This is a genomic window from Saccharopolyspora aridisoli (assembly GCF_004348445.1).
Taxonomy (GTDB): Bacteria; Actinomycetota; Actinomycetes; order Mycobacteriales; family Pseudonocardiaceae; genus Saccharopolyspora; species Saccharopolyspora aridisoli.
This window is the reverse complement of the sequence record NZ_SMKV01000024.1, coordinates 26,145-43,444: the sequence shown is the minus strand read 5'-3', so window position 1 is coordinate 43,444 and position 17,300 is coordinate 26,145. Positions and strand designations below refer to the sequence as shown.

Below are 17,300 nucleotides of genomic sequence, written 5' to 3'. Positions count from 1 at the left end.
TTGCTGCAGTCGCCGGTCGGTTGGCGCAAGTCCAGCCGGAGCAGCCAGGAGACCAATTGCGTCGAGGTCGGCCGCGTCATCGGCGGGGCCGCCGTGCGCGACACCAAGGACCGCGCCGGGGGCCTCGTGACCGCCAATTCCGCTCAGTGGCGCTATTTCGTGAGAGCGATCAAAACGGGTCGCTTCGACAGATAGTCCACCGCCTCGATTCGCCCGCGTGCGGACGAAACCGGGAGCGTTCCGCCGCCGGCGGAACGCTCCCGGTCCATGCTCGCCGGTCAGACCAGCCGCTCGGCCACCACGCGGGCGGCATCGGCCAGCAGCGCGTTGTTCGCGGTGTCGTGCTCGCGGGGACGGCCGGTGAGCAGCGAGATGACGATCGGCGTTGCGGTGTCGGTCCAGGTCACGGCGATGTCGTTGGCGACTCCGTAGGCGCTGCCACCACCGGTCTTGTCCGCCGTGCGCCAGCTGCTCGGAACCCCGGCGCGGATCCGCGCGGCGCCGGTGGCACTTCCGAGCATCCAGCCGGTGAGCCGGTCGCGTTCCGCCGGGCCGAGCGCATCGCCGAGCAGCAGGCGCTGCAGGCCGTCACCCAGCGCCCTGGGCGTGGAGGTGTCGCGCTCGTCGCCGGGGATGGCGGTGTTCAGCTCCGTCTCCCAGCGGTCCAAGCGGGTCATCGGGTCGCCGATGGTGCGGGCGAACTCCGTGATGGCTTGCGGGCCGCCGAGTTCGCGCAGCATCAGGTTGGCGGCGGTGTTGTCCGAGTGCTGCACCGCTGCCGCGCACAGCTCGCCGACGGTCATGCCGGTGTGCACCCGGGTCTCGGTGATCGGCGAGTTCTCCACGAGCTGGCCGGCGTCGTAGCGGATGACGCGGTCGAAGTAGCCGCCGGCGAGCCCGTGAGCGCGAAGCAGCGCCGCCGACGCGTAGACCTTGAAGGTCGAGCACAGCGCGACGCGCTCGTCGGCGCGGTGCGCGACGGTTCGCCCGGTGGCGACGTTGCGCGCGAACAACCCCAGACGCGCGTCGTAACGACGTTCCAGCTCGGCCCACACCGGGTCGGGCGGGGGAGCGGTCGCGACCGGCGCGGCAGGCGGGGTGCTCGGCGCGCAAGCGGCCACCGGCGCGGCCAGCAACGCCGCCAGAACCGCCCGGCGACCCAAGCGGATTTCATTGTGCTGCAACTGATTTCCTCCCAGTAGAACGATGCCCCCAATCAAGCAGCCGATCGCTGATAGCGCCAATAAGAACCCGCCCGGTTGGCGATAGCGCATCGATATCGCCCCAGCGCGAGCCGTCGCCGAAGCCGGGAGAACACCCGGAAATTTCTTCCGATGTCCGCTCCCGGGTAGCTGCTCAGGGCAGGTCCGCGTCCGAACCGACCTGACGAGGGCGACATCGATCAGCCGCGGTGGCGGGAAGACCGCCTGTGCTGAACTGTTCGGGAATGGGCGGAGTCTGGGACTCAGCTGGCACCGCCGCAGGTCGCGGTTTCGTGGCGAGCACGCCGCGACGCCGCGTACTGGCACACATCAGGCGTGGCGCGCGGAGTGCGGGTAACCGCTGCGCTTGCCCTCCGGAGGTGTCTGCCACCCGCACCGCAACGCGCAGCCATTCCTGAACAGGCGCTAGAGGCGCCCTGAGCGCAGGTCCGTCACCGCGATCCGGGCGCACTCGGCGATCGCGGCGTCCACCCGGGGAAGCGACGGGTCAGCGCGCGCCGCGAGCGTGAAGATCGCCACCGCCACCGGCGCCTCGCCGTCGAACTCCACGACCGACACCTCGTTGCGGACGGCACCGATCGTGCCCGTCTTCCCCGAGACCCGAACCCCTTGGAACGGAAAACCCGCGCGGACCCGGTGCATCCACGCCTGCTGGCCGAGCAACCTGCGGACGAACGCGCACTGCTGCGGCGAGGCGACCGCGTCGGCCCAGATCAACTCCATCAGCCCGGTCATCTCGCGGGGTGTGGTGGCGCTGGCGTAGGACGGGTCGTAGGCGCGGAGGGTGCGCGCCTCGTCGTTGTCGGCCAGCAGGGCGAACGCCTCGGAAGCGCTGGTGGCGCCCATCTCACGGACCAGCGCGGCGTGCGCGTCGGCGGTGCCGCCGACGACCCGGGTGCGTTGCAGGCCGAGGTCGGCGAGCGTCGCGGCCAGGGCGTCGAGGCCGACCGCACCCAGGATGACGTCCGCGGCGGCGTTGTCCGACACCGCGATCATCGAGGCCGCGAGATCGCGCCAGGACATCCGCACCGGGTCCTGGAAGGTCGACACGCCGGTCGGGCCGGGCGTGCAGGAACCGGGGTCGAGCCGGATGGCCTCGCGCGGGTCGAGGGTTCCCGCGTCGAAGGCGCGGGCCAGTGCGACCAGCAGCGGCAGCTTGTAGACCGAGGCTGTGACCACGAGCTCGTCAGCGCCGAAGCCGAGTTCGTGACCACCTCCGCCGAGCCGGACTGCGTGCACCCAGCCCTCAGCGCCCGCGTCGGCGAGCACGTCCCGGATGCGCTGCTCGGCGTTCACGCCAGCTCCCGGAGCGCGACTTCGAGCGCCTCGCACACGTCGGGCTGCGGGGCCGGGTCGGGCCAGACCACCCGGACCCGCAACGCGAGCTCCTCGCCTGCGGCGACGACGGCCACCCCGGGTGCGCGCACCTCGGGGTCGGTGCTGAGCGCGAACGCGCGTCCGGCGGCAACGGCGCTGAGCGCGTCGCGATCACCGGGCGCGGGCAGGAACTCGGGGTCGAGGCCGCGTTCCCGGAGGGTGTCCACGAGCAGGTCGAAGGCCGCGGTGCCGTGGGCGCGCGGAGCGGTGGCGCAGACCAGCCCGCGCAGCGCGCGGATCGAGTACTTCTTGGCCGCCGCAGGGTGGTCGGCGGGTACGAGCAGTCGGCGCGGGATCTTGACCACCGAGGAGGTCCGGAGGTCGCCGAGCAGCGCCGGGTGGTGCACGACCGCGCAGTCCAACCGGCCGCTGGCCACGGCATCGACCAGGTCGATGGTCGGGGCGGTGCTGACGATGACGGTGCGCGCCGACGGCTCCGGCGCCGCGGCGCGCAGGGCCGCGACCAGACCGGCGACCTGGCGATCCCCGAGGGCGGCGATGACGCCGATGCGCACAGCTCCCCTGTTCTCCCGCTGCCTTCGGGCCGCTTCGGCGAACTCGTCGGCCCCGGCGAGCAGCGTCCGCGCCCGGGGCAGCAGGTCGGCCCCGGCGGTGGTCAACCGCACGCCCCGAGAGCTCCTGGTCAGCAGGGTGACGCCGAGCCGGTTCTCCAGCCGCTGCACTCCCTGGGACAGCGGCGGCTGGGTCATGCCGAGGCGGTCGGCGGCGTGCCCGAAGTGACCTTCCTCGGCGACCGCGACGAAGAACCGGAGATGACGGAGGAGGTCCACACCACCGATCCAAGCACAAGGTCCGGAACGCGATGCGCGCTCCGGACCCCTGCTGAGCCTCCTCTTCTCGTCCCACCCGAGCGACCGGCACCGCCGCTCAGGGCGCGTGGTACAGGGCGCTCCCCTTGACGTACTCCTCCCACGGGACGGTCCAGTCCCAGATGTCGCCGTCGGCCGGGGTGAGCGGTTTGGTCGACCCGACGATCTCCACCGGGTCTCCGATCTGGGTGAACTCCAGGAACCACCTGCCGTCGGTGCTGGAGAGGTTGACGCAGCCGTGGGTGATGTTGCTCGACCCCTGCGCGTACGTGCTCGCCGTGTTGGTGTGCACGTACTCGCCGTTGTTGGAGATGCGGACGGCGTTGGGCAGCACTTCGTCGTAGGCGCCCGCGGTTCCCCTGGCGGGCCCGCCCCAGCTCCAGGAGTTCATCCGGACGGAGTCGTGCCGCTCGGTGGCGACGTGGATGCCGTGCTGCGTCGGGTACGCCGCCTGGCCGTAGGAGGCGTCCATCTTCCTGATCTCCTGGCCGTCCTGGTAGACGGTGAAGGTGTGTGCGTTGACGTCGCCGACGGAGCGCTGGTCGCGGCCGATGGTGAAGTTCGCTTCGAAGTTCTTGTCGCCCATCACACCGTCGCCGGTGTCGATGCCGTAGAGGTCGGCGCGCACCTTCACCTGGGTGCCGGCCTGCCAGTAGTCCTTGGGCCGCCAGTTGACCTGGTCGTCGGAGTACCAGTTGAACGAACCCTCGGTGGGCACGGAGGTTTCGATCTTCAGGCGGCGCTCGACGGCGGCGCGGTCCTTGACGGGCTTGTCGAAGTAGATCGAGACCGGCATCGCGATGCCGACGGTGTCCCCGTCGGTGGGCCGGGTGCGCTCGACGTTGACGATGTCGGTGGGCGTGGCGGTGGTGAACGTCGAGTTCAGCGGGATCGACGGAACGCCGTCCTTGTCGTGGGCGACCGCGTGCACCTGGTAGGTGGTGCCGAAGGCCAGTGGTGAGTCGATCGTCCACTTGTGACCGCTGCGGTCGATCTTGCCCGGAACCGGTGCGCCGTTGGCGGTCACGTTGACCGAGGTCAGCACTCCGCGCTGCGCAGTGAGCTCCAGTGGTTCACTCGGCGACAGCGATGTCGTCCTGTCTGGAACCGAGGTGGTCACCGCCGCCTCGGAAATGTCCGGCCCGCACGCCGTCAGCGCGCACGCGACCAGGCTCGCGATGACTAGTTGGCACGCAACTGCCCCCCGCATACCGGCCTCCCCAAGAACCCTGCACCGTCTCGTTGGTAATCAGTAACTGTCCGTGCGGTGAGCGGGGTTCTCAACACGATCAAGCGGCGCGGGGTGGGCGATTCACAGTTCGCCGAGGGGTGTTGTTGGCCAGCGAAGGCTCATTCCACGTCGATGAACGCTCCATCGAGTGGTTCGAACGCAGCGGGCGCCCTTTATCGGCTACCCGCAGTCGATTGCAAGCCTGACACACCAAGATCGCGTAGTCCGATCGGTGGACATCATATTTCGTCGTCGGAAGCGGTGGCACCGTTGGGGTGAGACCTTCGGTCTGTTCCGCCCGGTACCACCGGGAACGGAGAACGTCGATCACGGCCGTTCCAGCCCGGCCACCGCTCAGCGACCGGGCGGCGGGACGGGCGCCGGGACCGGGTAGCGGATCGCGTGCTGCGAGCCGCGCACCCCGGTGGGGCTGCCCTTGGGTTCGGCGCACGCGAAGTCGTAGTTGGTGGGGCCGTCGGTGGTGTCGGACCCGTGCTTGCGAGGCGTGCCCTCGTACCCCGCGGTGCACGCCGGCGGGTTGAACATGTTGAGCACCAGACCGAGGTGACCGGTGCCGTCCGGCGAAAGCGTGTGGGTGAACGCCGAGATCATCGGCAGCGCGACCAACGTCTGCTCCAGCGCGGGACCGCGCACGCTGGTCAGCTGCATGGTGGTGAGCAGGTTGGCGGCCACGATGCCGAAGTCGGTGCCCATCGAGCGCGTGAGCTCCTGCACCTCGGTGGCCGCGCCGGGCGCCTCCTGGATGGTCTTGCGCAGGTCGGGGTCGGATCGCTTGAGCTGCCCGGAGATCTGCCGGAGCCCGGTGCTGAACTCGGTGAGGTTCTGCGCCTGCTCCTGCTGGGTGCGCAGGACGACGTCGCCGTTGTTCAGCAAGCCGGTGGTCTGCGGCAGGTTCTGCTGCGCGGCAGTGGTGAACGAGCTGGTGGTGTCGAGCAGCTCCTGCAGGTGGGAGCCGGTTCCGTCGAAGGCGGTCCCGACCTCGGTGACCACCGTCCGCAGCTTGTCGGTCGGCACTCCCGCGACCAGCCGATCCACGTTGACCAGCAGCGACTCGGGCGCAGGCGGGATGGAAGTGCGCTCGACCGGGATGACCGACCCCTCCTCCAGGTAAGGCCCGCCGCGGTGCTGCGGCTGGAGGTCGATGTACTGCTCGCCCACCGCCGAGCGGTTGGCGACCACGGCGCGGGCGTCGGCGGGGATCTGCGGTGCGCCGTCGTCGATGTGAAGGTCGGCGGCGATGCCTTCATGGGTCAGCCGAAGCCCGGTGACCCGGCCGACGGCCACGCCCCGGTAGCTGACTTCGGAGTTGGCGAAGAGCCCTCCGGATTCGGGCAGCTGCACCGACACCGGGTAGCCGTTGGAGCCGAAGAGCCGGTCCAGCCCGGCGTAGCGACCGCCGACGAAACCCACGCCGACCACGGCGATGACCAGGAACAGCGCCAGCTGCACCTTCACCTTGCGCGCCATCATCAGGAACCTCCTCCGGACCGTCCCGGCATCAACCCGCCGTCCGGCTGCGTTCCGGGGATCGGCAGCGGCGGCAGCGCTGGTGCGCCAGGCGGCAGCGGGATGTTGGCCCCGGACTGCCCGGAGTCGGAGAGCCCGGGGATCGGGATGGGCGGCCCGGAGGACCGCGCGAAGTTCTCGTAGAGCGCGGACAGGTCCAGGTCGATGAGCACGTCGGTGTTCACGAAGTCGCCCTTGAGCGGGACCATCGCGTACTCCGGGAAGGGGTAGGTCGACAGGAACGCCATCGCCTTGGGCAGATCGGTGCCGGTCTTGGCGAGCTGCTGCAGCGTCGGAGCGAGCGCGTGCAGGTCGGCCACCAGGTCCTCGCGGCTGGCCTCGACGGTGCGGGTAGCCGTGCCGGAGAGCTTGTCCAGCGATTGCAGCATCCCGACCAGCTGACCCCGCTGGGCCTCGATCTCGCGCAAACCGGGGGAGAGCCCGTCGAGGGAGGTGTTGATGTTGCCGGTCTGCTCGCGCAGGTTCGCCGAAAGCCGGGTGAGACCGTCGAGCGCCTTGGTGATCTCGCCGCGCTGGCCGTCGAGCCGGGTGACCACGTCGTTGACGTTGCCCAGCAGCGAGCGGATCTCCTCCTCGTTGCCGGTGAACGCCTTGTTGAGCTCCTGCACGATGGTCTGCAGCTGCTCGATGCCACCACCGTTGAGCAGCAGCGACACCGCGCCGAGCACCTCTTCGATCTGCGGGTTGCGGTTGGTGCGGTCCAGCGGGATCACCGCGCCCTCAGCGAGCTCGCCGGTGGCGTTGTCCGGCGGTGGTGCTAGTTCGACGAACTTCTCCCCCAGCAGGCTCGACTGGCGCAGCCGCGCGTAGGCGTTGGCGGGCAACCGCACGTCGCCGTTGACCCGCAGGGTCACCATCGCGGTCGTGTTGTCGGCGCTGAGGTCGATGCGGTCGATGCGTCCCACGGCCACGTCGTTGACCTTCACGCTGGCCTGCGGCACCAGGTCCAGCACGTCGTGGAAGTGCGCGGTCACCGCGTAGGGGTGGTCGCCGAGCTCGGCGCCACCGGGCAGCGGCGTGTTGTAGAGACCGGTGAAACCGGCTGGGCCGCAACCGGACACCAGCAGCAGCGACAGGGAACCTGCCAGCAGCGCGCACCGCCTGGCCGTCATGGCGTCCCCGCCCCTCGCTTCATCGCGTCCACCAGCGGCAGCGGCACCGGGTTCTCGCCCTTGCCGAGCTGGTCCGGTACGTCACCCGAGCCGGTCTGGAGCTTGCCGAGCACGTCGGCGACCGACGGCAGCGGCGCCAGGCCCTCGACGACGGGGTTGAGCTCCTCGCAGGTGTCGCGCAGCGATTGCGGGATGGGCTCTGGAAGCGGTGTGACGTTGGCGATCAGCCTGCACACCAGCAGGATCGGCGGTTGCGCGAGCTCCTGCGGGTTCCAGCGCGAGGCCACGCTGCCGGACGCCGAGTCGTAGGCGTTGATGAAGTTGGTCGTCGCCAGCGGCATCAGGTCCAGCACCTCGGCCAGCGCTTCCCGCTGGTCGACCAGCGCCCGGGTGACGCCGGTGAGGTTGCGGACGTTGGAGGACATGTGGTCGCGGTTGTCGTGGACGAACCGCTGGACGTCGTCGAGCGCGATGGCCAGCGAGTGCAGCGAGGTGCCCAGCTGCTCGCGCTCGGAGGCCAGGTAGCCGGTCGTGTCAGCCATCCGCCCGTAGAGCTCGCGGATCTGCTCATCGCTCTGGGCGAGCGTGCCGGTGAACCGGTTGAGGTTGTCCACCGTGGCGAACAGGTCGCCCTGGTTCTCCGACAGGGTCGTGGAGAGCTCGCCGAGCCGCTTGATCGTGGTGTTGAGGTCCTGGCCGTTCCCGTCCACTGTGGCCGCTGTGGTGTTGACGACGTCGTTGAGCGCGCCTTCGCGGTTGGCCCCGTCCGGGCCGAGCGCGGTGGACAGGGCGTTGACGCTCTTGTAGAGCTCGTCGAGCTCGGCGGGGGTCGCGGTGCGCTTGCGGTCGAGGACCGCACCGGAGGCCATCACCTCGCCCTGCGTGTAGGCCGGCGTGAGCTGCACGTAGCGGTCGCTGACCAGGCTGGGTGCGACGACCACGGCGTTGGCGTCGGCGGGGATGCTCACCCCGTCGTCGACGTGCATGTCGACCCGCACCACCGGCCCTTCGGGCGTCACGGCATCGATCTGTCCGACCTTGACGCCGAGCACCCGCACGCTGGAACCGGCGTAGAGGCCGACGGCCTTGTCGAAGTAGGCGGTGATGGTGGTGCCGCTGGCCGACAGCGTCCACCACAGCGCTCCGGTGGTGACCAGTGCCAGCGCGCACAGCACCGCGATCGTGCGGGTGAGCCTGCTCATCGGCCGCCTCCCTCGGGAACCGGGAGTTCGCACTCGGGGGTGTTGGTCTGGATCGGACCGGCGTGGATCGGCGGCGGCAGCAGACCGCAGAAGTAGCCCTCGAACCAGCGGCCGTTGCTGATCGTGTTGTTGAAGCCGCGCACGTAGGGCTGGAGCGCGCCGATGGCCCTGTTCAGGTTGTCCTGGTTGCGCTTGAGCATCGCGGTGAGCTGGTCGAGCTGGTCGAGGGCGGGCTTCACCTGCTCCTGGTTGTCGGCCACCAGGCCGCGCAGCTGCCGCGACAGGCTCTCGGTGCCCACCAGCAGTCCGCTGATCGCCTGCTTGCGGGCCTGCACCTCCGACAGCAGCAGGTTGCCGTCGGAGACGAGCTTGCTGACCTGCTGGTCGCGGTCGGCGACGATGCCCGAGACGTTGCTGGCGTTGTGCATCAGCTCGGCGAGCTGCTGGTCCCGGGAGGCGATGGTCTGCGAGAGCTGGGACAGACCGGTGACGGCCTGGTCCATGTGCTGCGGCGCGCCGCGCATGGTGTCGGACATGACCCGGAAGCTCTCGGCGAGCTTGCCGCTGTCGAGCTGCCCGGTGGTCTGCGTCAGCTGGTCGATGGCGTCGGGGATGTCGAACGGAGAACTGGTGTTGCGCACCGGGATCGGTTCGGACAGCTCCTCGTCGCCTGCCGGTCGCAGGCCGACGAACTTCTCGCCGAGCAGCGTCTTGATCTGGATGTCGGCGCTGGTGCGATCGCCGATCTCACGCCCGTCCACTGTGAACGACACCAGCACGCGGTTGCCCTCCAGCGACACGTCGTCGACCTCGCCGACCTGCACCCCGGCGATCTGCACCTCGTTCCCCGGCTCCAACCCGGCGGATTCGGCGAAGTAGGCCGAGTAGGAGTTGCCGGAGCCGATCAGCGGCAGGTCCTTGGCGGAGAACGCCGTCAAGGTCCCGACCACCAGCAGCGCGATCGTGACGAGGCCGACGGTGACCTGGTTGCGGGCCCGTAGTGGTTTCATCGGCATCTCTCCGGCAACTGGGTCGTCGGCACGGGCAGGAGCGGGACGTTGATGTTGAGCTGGTCGATGCGGATGTTGCCGGTGACCTGGCACGAGTAGTAGTTGAACCAGCCGCCGTAGCTGACGGTCCGGGTCAGCCGGTCCAGCCGCCCCGGCATGGTCTGCAGCGTGTGGTCCAGCAGCGGTAGTTCCTCGTTGAGCAGCCCGGTGACGTCGCGCAGCGCAGCGATGTCCTGCTGCAGCGGCGGTCTGGCCTGCTCGACGAGCCCGGCGGTGGTGTTGGTCAGCTCGTCGAGGGCGCCGATTGCCTCGCCGACCGGCTTGCGCTGCTCGGCGAGCCCGGTGGTCAGCCGTTGCAGCGCGTCGATGAGTTCGGCCAGTTGCGGACCGCGTTCGTTGACGTTGCCCAGGACGGCGTTGAGGTTGTCGATGACCTGGCCGATGACCTCGTCCTTCTTCGCCAGCGTCCCGGTCAGCGACGCGGTGTGCGCCAGCAGGCTGTCGACCGTTCCGCCCTCGCCCTGCAGCACCTTCACCAGCTCACCCGAGAGCTGGTTGACGTCCTCCGGGTTCAGGGCCTGGAACAGCGGTTTGAAGCCGTTGAACAGGGCGGTGAGGTTCAGCGCCGGGTGGGTGCGCTCCAGTGGAATCTCCCCGCCGGGCCGCAGGACGTCGGCCGGATCGCGCAGCGGCGCGTCGAGCGCGAGGTAGCGCTGGCCCGCGATGTTGCGGAACTTCACGGTGGCCTGGGCATCGCGCGGCAGCTCCCGGGCGCTGTCGACGTCGAAGCGCACCAGGGCTTGGTCGTCGGCATCGACTTCGAGATCGGTGACCCTGCCGACCTTGACCCCGGCGATGCGCACGTCGTCGCCCTCACCGAGACCGGAGGCATCGGCGAAGCGCGCTGTGTACTCGTGAGCGTCACCGGAGGAGTTGGCGGCGATGGTGGACACCAGGATCCCGGTCAGGGTCAGCGTGACCGCCACGAAGACGATCAGCTTGATCAGCGGTGCGGTGATCGACCTCATCGCACGGTCACCTCCGCGTTCCGGAACAGCGGCCCGACGAGCAGGCTCGTCCAGTCCGGAACCGCCTTGGGCTGGACCTGCAGTCGGGGCGCCACCAGGGCGGCGAGCAGGTCGCGCTCGGGCTGGGAGTTGGCCAACGACGAGCTCGCCGACTGCGGCGAGGTCGACGCCGGCGCCCCGCCGGTCCCCTTCCACGGGAACACCGCATCGCGGTCCAGCGGTGGCTCGGGCTTGGTGGAGCCGTCGTTGAGCGGTCCGCCCGGGGGGTACTGCGGGAACGTTTCCGGTGCCTCGACGAACGGGTAGCAGCGCGGACCGCGGTGCTCCAGGTTCTTCGGATCGTCCACACCGGGCAGGTACTTGCCGCGGCTGCCGGTGATCTCCAGGGTCATCCGCGCCATGTTCGGGGTGTCTGTTCCCTTGCCGAAGGTGAGATCGGCGTTCTTGGTGCCCGCCTGGAACTGCTGGAGCATGCAGGGGTATTGCGGCGAGTACTTCGCCAGCAGCTCCAGGGTGGACCGCGAGGTGCCCGCCAGCCGGATGAAGTTGTTGCCGTTGGCCGACAGGAACCGGTCCATCTCACCGCTGGCGCTGGTCAGCGCTCCGGTCATCTGCTGGAGCTGATTTCGCTGCTCGACGATGGTGCGGCTGGTGGTGGTCAGGTCGTTGACCGCCTGCATCAGATCGGGTGCCGCGTCGGCGTAGTTCTCGGCGACGTCGTCGACCCGGCTGATCACCGATTCGACCTTCGGCAGCGACGGGTCGAAGTCCTGCAAGTAGCGGTCGAGCTGCACCAACGTGTCGCCGAGCTGCTCGCCGCGTCCTTCCAGCGCCTGCGAGACGGCGTTGAGGGTGGTGGCGACCTGCTGCGGCTGCACCGCCTGCAGCACCGGCATCAGGTCACCGAGCACCTTCTCGATCTCCATCGCCGATGCGCTGCGGTCCTGCGGGATGACGTCCCCTGCGCTCAACGTCGTCGAGGCCGCTTCCTCCGGGATGTCCAGGGCCACGTAGCGCTCGCCGAACAGGGTTTTCGGAAGCAGCCGCGCCGAGGCGTTGGCCGGGATCATGCCCGCCTCCTCGGGTTGCAGCGCCAGCCTCAGGTCGGCGTGGCCCTTGCCCGCGTCGATGGCCCGCACCTCGCCGACCACGACACCGCGCACCTTGACGTCGGCGCCCGGCATCATCTGGTTGCCCGCGGTGTCGGCGCGCACGGTCACCGCGACGAACCGGGTGAACGCCTTGTTGTACATCCCGATCGTGCCCGCCAGGAAAAGCCCGGCGACGACCAGGAACGCGATGCCCATCGCCTGGTAACGGCGTCTGCTGCGCGCTTCGATCATCCCGCGATCCGAACCGTCGTGGTCGATCCCCAGATCGCCAGGCTGCAGAAGAAGTCGAGCACGGTCACCAGCACGATCGACGTCCGCACCGCGCGGCCGACGGCGATGCCCACCCCGGCCGGTCCGCCGCTCGCGGTGTAGCCGTAGTAGCAGTGGGTCAGGATCACCGCGACGCTGAAGACCATGACCTTGCCGAAGGACCACAGCACGTCCTCCGGCGGTAAGAACAGGTGGAAGTAGTGGTCGTAGGTGCCCGCCGACTGCCCGTAGACCCACACCGTGATCTGCCGCGACGCCAGGTAGGAACCCAGCAGCCCCACCACGTAGAGCGGGATGACGGCGGCGACACCGGCCAGGACCCGACTGGTCACCAGGTACGGAACGCTGCGCACCCCCATCACCTCCAGCGCGTCGATCTCGTCGGAGATGCGCATCGCGCCCAGCTGCGCGGTGAACCCGCAGCCGACGGTGGCCGACAGCGCCAAACCGGCCGACAGCGGCGCCACCTCGCGGGTGTCGAAGTAGGCGGCGATGAACCCGGTGAGCGCGGCGGTCCCGAGCTGGTTCAGCGAGGAGTAGCCCTGCAGACCGACGACCGCACCGGTGGCCATGGTCATGCCGACCATCACGCCGAGCGTGCCGCCGATGATGGCCAGCGCACCGCTGCCGAAGACGACCTCGGTGAGCAGCCGCATCGTCTCCTTGCGGTACTTGGTCAGCGTGACCGGCACCAGCGCCAGGGCCCGCACGTAGAACGAGAGCTGCCAGCCGAGGTTGGCCAGCACGTCACCGGGCCGGGAGGCGACCTTGGCGATGCGGCGCTGCACCGGGGCCGGTGTCGGCGGAGGTGTCGTTTCCAGGACTGCCATCTCACAAGCCCTTCGGCGGCACGAGTTGCAAGTAGATGCCCGTGACCAGCAGGTTGATCATGAACAGCAGCAGGAACGTGATGACCACGGCCTGGTTGACCGCGTCCCCCACGCCCTTCGGCCCGCCGGCGGGGTTGAGCCCCCGGTAGGCGGCGACGACTCCCGCGACGAACCCGTAGATGGCGGCCTTGACCTCGCTGACCCAGATGTCGGGGAGCGAGGCCAGCGCGTTGAAGCTGGCCAGGTAGGCGCCTGGCGTGCCGCCCTGCAGGATCACGTTGAAGAAGTAGCCGCCGAGCACGCCGACGACGCTGACCAGGCCGTTGAGCAGCAGCGACACGAGCACCGCGCCGAGCACCCTGGGCACGATCAGCCGGTGGACCGGTGAGATCCCCAGCACCTCCATGGCGTCGATCTCCTCGCGGATGGACCGGGCGCCGATGTCGGCGCACACCGCCGAACCGCCCGCACCGGCCACCAGCAGCGCGGTGATCAGCGGGCTCGCCTGCTGCAGGATCGCCAGCGCGCTGGCCGCGCCGGTGAACGACTGGGCACCGATCTGCTGGGTCAGCGAACCCAGCTGCATCGCGATCACCGCGCCGAACGGGATGGCCACCATAGCGGTCGGCAGGATCGTGACGCTGGCGAAGAACCACGCCTGCTGGATCCACTCGCGCACCGCGAACGGCCGGCGCGGCGTGAGGCGCACGACTTCCCAGGCCAGCGTGGCGATCTTGCCCACGTGGCCGAGGGCCGTCGAGACTCCGGCGACCGGCGCGCTCATGGCAGCCGCTCCTGGATACCCATGCTTCCTCCCGGCCTCGTTGACGAGAAACGTTCTGCGTACCGCCTGTGAGCCCGGCGGGGTGGCGATGCGCGATCCGCGTTATGGAATCGAGAGGACGTCGTTGGCGGCGAAGGAGCGCTCGGGATCGCGGCCGGCGAAGTAGGGGCCCAGACCGTTCTCCAAGTCCTGCTGCGTCCAGAGCTCGCCGGGGGCGGCGAACTTCTGCTCGATGGTGGGCGGCGCGAGCAGCGCGACGGTGCCGCTGTGCACCACGAAGACCTGGCCGCTGATGTCCTTCGCGGACGGTCCGGCGAGGTAGGCCACGAGCGGGGCGACGTGCTCGACCGACATCGGGTCCACGCCCTCGCCGGGGGCGTCGCCGAAGGTCTGCTCGGTCATCGCGGTTCGGGCGCGCGGGCAAATCGCGTTGGCGCGCACGCCCATTCGCGACATCGCGCGCGCGGTGGAGACGGTCAGCGCGGCGATGCCGCCCTTGGCCGCCGCGTAGTTGGGCTGTCCCGCCGAGCCGAGCAGGAACGCCTCGGAGGCGGTGTTGATGACGCTGCCGTACGTCGCGCCGGTGTCCTTGTACTCCTGGCGCCAGTGCGCGGTCGCGTTGCGGGAGAGCAGGAAGTGGCCGCGCAGGTGCACCCGCAGCACGTCGTCCCACTCCTGGTCGCTCATCTTGAACAGCATCCGGTCGCGCAGCAGCCCGGCGTTGTTGACCACCACGTGCAGCCCGCCGAGGCGTTCGGTCGCGGCGGCCATCATCTCGGCGGAGACATCGGAATCGGAGACGTCGCCGACGACGGCGACCGCCTTGGTGCCGATCTCCTCGATCTCGGAGACCACGGCGTGCGCCGCGGCGGTGACGTCGTTGACCACGACGTTCGCCCCAGCCCGCGCCAGCGCGAGCGCTTCTGCGCGCCCCAGTCCCGCACCGGCTCCGGTGACGATCGCTACCTTCCCGTCCACACTCGACACGTGCGCCTCACCTCGGGTCGAAAGTGACGACCTGGCGCACCACCGCGTTGTCCCCGCTGCGCAGTGCGGCCAGCCCGTCGTTGATGTCCGCCAGCGCCAGCCGCCGGCTGATCATTCCTTCCAGGTCCAGCAATCCCGCCCGCCACAGCTCGACCATGCGGCCGGTGTCCCGGCGCGGGTCGGCCGAACCGTAGAAGGAGGGGACGATGTTCTTGTCGTTGATGAACAGCTCCTGGGCGGTGAACTCGACCTCCTGCTCCTCGCCTCCGGCCCCGACGATCACCGCGGTGCCTCCGCGACGAGCGGCGTCGTAGGCCGCGCGGATGGTCGCTGCCAGGCCCACGACCTCGAAGGCGTAGTCGAAACCGCGTCCGCCGGTGACCTCTTGGCGAACCTCGGCCAGCCCGTCGGGCGTGGTGGCGTGCGTGGCACCGAAGCGCAGCGCCGCCTCGTGCTTGGTCACCGCGGGGTCGACCGCGACGATGCGCGAGGCACCGGCGATCCGGGCGCCCTGGATGACCGAGATCCCCACGCCCCCGCAGCCGATGACGACCACGGTGGACCCGGGCTCGACCTCCGCGGTGTTGAGCACCGCACCGACACCGGTCAGCACGCCGCAACCGATCAGCGCCGCGGCCTCGTAGGGCAGGTCGTCGTCGACCTTGACCGCGGCGTCGGACGGGATCACGAGCTCTTCGGCGAAGGTCCCGCACCCGGCGAAGCCGAAGGCGGGCTCGCCACCGACCTCGAAGCGGGGCGAGACGAAGGCGTTGACGGTGTGCACCTCGCACAGGTGCGGCTGCCCGTTCAGGCAGACGGCGCAGCGGCTGCACGGCGGCACGAAGGAGAGCACCACGCGGTCGCCTTCGCGGATATGCGAGACCCGCGCGCCTGCGGCGATCACGTCACCGGCACCCTCATGCCCCATGATCCCTGGGGCGAGCGCGGGCAGTCCGCCGCTCATGGCCGACAGGTCGCTGTGGCAGATGCCCGACGCCCGGACTCGCACGCGCACCTCGTCGGGGCCCACCTCGGTGGTGGCCACGTCGGAGCGCACGTCGAGCTCGGGGTCGCCGATCTGCTTCAGCACCGCTGCCCTCATCGGCACGCTCCTCACCGGATCGACCCCCGCCACGGCGCGGGGAGGTGTTAGCCAACACACACTAGAATGTGTTCTCACTCAGTATCAAGTGCCCTGTCCAGATGCGCGGATTCCCCAGAACATCCAGCTGCATGACCTGTAATTAGCGATGGAAACTCGTTCTAGCGAATGGGACTTCTCGGTCACATTCGGGTCACGGGTTCGAGAGGGCGGCCCCCTCGGGCCTTCAACGAGCGAAGCCGGAGCCCGGTCACTGCTCCATTCGGACGCGACCTCTGCCCGTCAACCTCATTCCTGGAACACGTTACACATTTGATGATGAGGCAGTGCCCGCTGGTCTCGACCAGATTGCGACCGCCGGTCTATGATTTTCGAAACGTGTTCCACAAGCGCGTACCACCCGGGAGGATGCATGCGCATCGCCTACACGCCCGAGCACGAGGAGCTGCGTGAGGAGTTGCGCGCCTACTTCGCCGATCTCATGACGCCCGAGCTTCGCCAGGAGCTCTCGCAAGGCGATTACGGCGACGGCGGCGCCTACGAGCAGCTGGTGCGGCAGATGGGGGCCGACGGCTGGCTGGCACTGGGTTGGCCCGAGGAGTACGGCGGGCAGGACCGCAGCATGCTGGACCAGCTGATCTTCACAGACGAGGCGGCCATCGCCGGCGCCCCGGTCCCCTTCCTGACGCTCAACAGCATCGCGCCGACCATCATGCGGTTCGGCACCGACGAGCAGAAGTCCCACTTCCTGCCCAAGATCGCGGCCGGTGAGATCCACTTCGCCATCGGCTACTCCGAACCCGAAGCAGGCACCGACCTGGCCTCGCTGCGCACCACCGCCGTGCGCGACGGCGAGGACTACGTGATCAACGGCCAGAAGATGTGGACCAGCCTCGTCCAGTACGCCGACTACGTCTGGCTGGCCTGCCGCACCGATCCCGAGGCCCGCAAGCACCGCGGGTTGAGCGTGCTCGTCGTGCCCACCTCCTCCCCCGGCTTCTCCTGGACCCCGGTGCACACCGTGTCCGGGCCGACGACCAGCGCCACCTACTACTCCGACGTGCGGGTTCCGACGTCGTCGTTGGTCGGGACCGAGAACGAGGGCTGGCCGCTGGTGACGAACCAGCTCAACCACGAGCGCGTCGCGCTCACCTCCGCCGCCCCGCTGCAGCTGGCGCTGTCGGAGGTGCGGGACTGGGCGGCGCAGACCCGGTTGTCCGACGGTCGGCGGGTGATCGACCAGGAGTGGGTGCAGCAGCACCTCGCGCGGGTGCACGCGGGCGCGGAATTCCTGAAGCTGATGAACTGGAAGATCGCGACCACCGCCGAGCAGCACCCGGCTCCGGCGGCGGCGTCCGCGACGAAGGTCTTCGGCACCGAGTTCGCCACCGAGGCCTACCGGCTGCTCATGGAGGTGCTGGGCACTTCGGGCTACGTCCGCTCCGGGTCGAAGGGAGCGGTGCTGGCCGGGCGGATCGAGCGGATGCACCGTTCGGCGCTGATCCTCACCTTCGGCGGCGGCACGAACGAGGTTCAGCGCGACATCATCGCCGCCGTCGGCCTCGGCCTTCCCACTGCGAAGCGCTGACCCGGGCAGTTCTGGTCCGGACCGTCCATGAACATGTCCGTCGTGCCCGGTCAGTTCGGACCGGAA

16 protein-coding genes are annotated in these 17,300 nt (G+C 69.5%); 2 read left to right on the top strand and 14 right to left on the bottom strand.

The window, feature by feature from the left end; translation table 11 throughout:
* The gene (locus E1161_RS18645; protein ID WP_132625075.1) at window positions 1-195 is read left to right on the top strand and encodes a DUF397 domain-containing protein; all 195 of its coding nucleotides are present in this window, start codon (window positions 1-3) and stop codon (window positions 193-195) included.
* 83 nt (window positions 196-278) lie between these two features.
* On the opposite strand, the gene bla is transcribed toward E1161_RS18645, so the two are convergent.
* The 14 genes from bla to E1161_RS18575 all read right to left on the bottom strand — a co-directional run bounded on the left by bla (window position 279) and on the right by E1161_RS18575 (window position 15,646).
* On the bottom strand, window positions 279-1,184 hold the full coding sequence (gene bla / locus E1161_RS18640) for a class A beta-lactamase (RefSeq protein WP_207920296.1): 906 nt from the start codon (window positions 1,182-1,184) through the stop codon (window positions 279-281).
* Between the two features lie 444 nt (window positions 1,185-1,628).
* Window positions 1,629-2,519 carry a serine hydrolase gene (locus E1161_RS18635; protein WP_132625017.1) on the bottom strand — a complete coding sequence of 297 codons (891 nt, stop codon included), beginning with the start codon at window positions 2,517-2,519 and terminating at the stop codon, window positions 1,629-1,631.
* Window positions 2,516-3,391: a LysR family transcriptional regulator gene (locus E1161_RS18630; protein WP_132625015.1), complete on the bottom strand. Its 876-nt coding sequence runs from the start codon at window positions 3,389-3,391 to the stop codon at window positions 2,516-2,518. The genes E1161_RS18635 and E1161_RS18630 overlap by 4 nt, the downstream gene beginning before the upstream one ends.
* A 97-nt stretch (window positions 3,392-3,488) precedes the next feature.
* Window positions 3,489-4,640, bottom strand: a complete 1,152-nt coding sequence (locus E1161_RS18625; protein WP_132625013.1) for a L,D-transpeptidase — start codon at window positions 4,638-4,640, stop codon at window positions 3,489-3,491.
* A gap of 375 nt (window positions 4,641-5,015) precedes the next feature.
* The gene (locus tag E1161_RS18620; protein WP_132625011.1) at window positions 5,016-6,152 is read right to left on the bottom strand and encodes an MCE family protein; all 1,137 of its coding nucleotides are present in this window, start codon (window positions 6,150-6,152) and stop codon (window positions 5,016-5,018) included.
* Window positions 6,152-7,321, bottom strand: a complete 1,170-nt coding sequence (locus E1161_RS18615; protein WP_132625009.1) for an MCE family protein — start codon at window positions 7,319-7,321, stop codon at window positions 6,152-6,154. The genes E1161_RS18620 and E1161_RS18615 overlap by 1 nt, the downstream gene beginning before the upstream one ends.
* A complete protein-coding gene (locus E1161_RS18610) occupies window positions 7,318-8,523 on the bottom strand; it encodes an MCE family protein (protein WP_132625007.1) in 1,206 nt (401 codons plus the stop codon). Before E1161_RS18610 ends, E1161_RS18615 begins: the two co-directional genes overlap by 4 nt.
* Window positions 8,520-9,533 carry an MCE family protein gene (locus E1161_RS18605; RefSeq protein ID WP_132625005.1) on the bottom strand — a complete coding sequence of 338 codons (1,014 nt, stop codon included), beginning with the start codon at window positions 9,531-9,533 and terminating at the stop codon, window positions 8,520-8,522. Before E1161_RS18605 ends, E1161_RS18610 begins: the two co-directional genes overlap by 4 nt.
* On the bottom strand, window positions 9,530-10,561 hold the full coding sequence (locus tag E1161_RS18600; RefSeq protein ID WP_132625003.1) for an MCE family protein: 1,032 nt from the start codon (window positions 10,559-10,561) through the stop codon (window positions 9,530-9,532). The genes E1161_RS18605 and E1161_RS18600 overlap by 4 nt, the downstream gene beginning before the upstream one ends.
* Window positions 10,558-11,904 carry an MCE family protein gene (locus tag E1161_RS18595; protein ID WP_132625001.1) on the bottom strand — a complete coding sequence of 449 codons (1,347 nt, stop codon included), beginning with the start codon at window positions 11,902-11,904 and terminating at the stop codon, window positions 10,558-10,560. The genes E1161_RS18600 and E1161_RS18595 overlap by 4 nt, the downstream gene beginning before the upstream one ends.
* Window positions 11,901-12,773 carry an MlaE family ABC transporter permease gene (locus E1161_RS18590; RefSeq protein WP_132624999.1) on the bottom strand — a complete coding sequence of 291 codons (873 nt, stop codon included), beginning with the start codon at window positions 12,771-12,773 and terminating at the stop codon, window positions 11,901-11,903. Before E1161_RS18590 ends, E1161_RS18595 begins: the two co-directional genes overlap by 4 nt.
* 1 nt (window position 12,774) lies before the next feature.
* Window positions 12,775-13,557 (bottom strand): MlaE family ABC transporter permease, encoded by a 783-nt coding sequence (locus tag E1161_RS18585; RefSeq protein ID WP_132624997.1) that lies wholly within the window; start codon window positions 13,555-13,557, stop codon window positions 12,775-12,777.
* A gap of 102 nt (window positions 13,558-13,659) precedes the next feature.
* Window positions 13,660-14,544 (bottom strand): 3-oxoacyl-ACP reductase, encoded by an 885-nt coding sequence (locus tag E1161_RS18580; RefSeq protein ID WP_132624995.1) that lies wholly within the window; start codon window positions 14,542-14,544, stop codon window positions 13,660-13,662.
* A 7-nt stretch (window positions 14,545-14,551) separates the two neighbouring features.
* Complete coding sequence (locus tag E1161_RS18575; protein WP_132624993.1) at window positions 14,552-15,646, bottom strand: zinc-binding dehydrogenase; 1,095 nt, start codon at window positions 15,644-15,646, stop codon at window positions 14,552-14,554.
* Window positions 15,647-16,058: 412 nt separating this feature from the next.
* On the opposite strand from E1161_RS18575, the gene E1161_RS18570 reads away from it, so the two are divergent.
* Window positions 16,059-17,234 carry an acyl-CoA dehydrogenase family protein gene (locus tag E1161_RS18570; RefSeq protein ID WP_132624991.1) on the top strand — a complete coding sequence of 392 codons (1,176 nt, stop codon included), beginning with the start codon at window positions 16,059-16,061 and terminating at the stop codon, window positions 17,232-17,234.
* Window positions 17,235-17,300 lie beyond the last annotated feature (66 nt).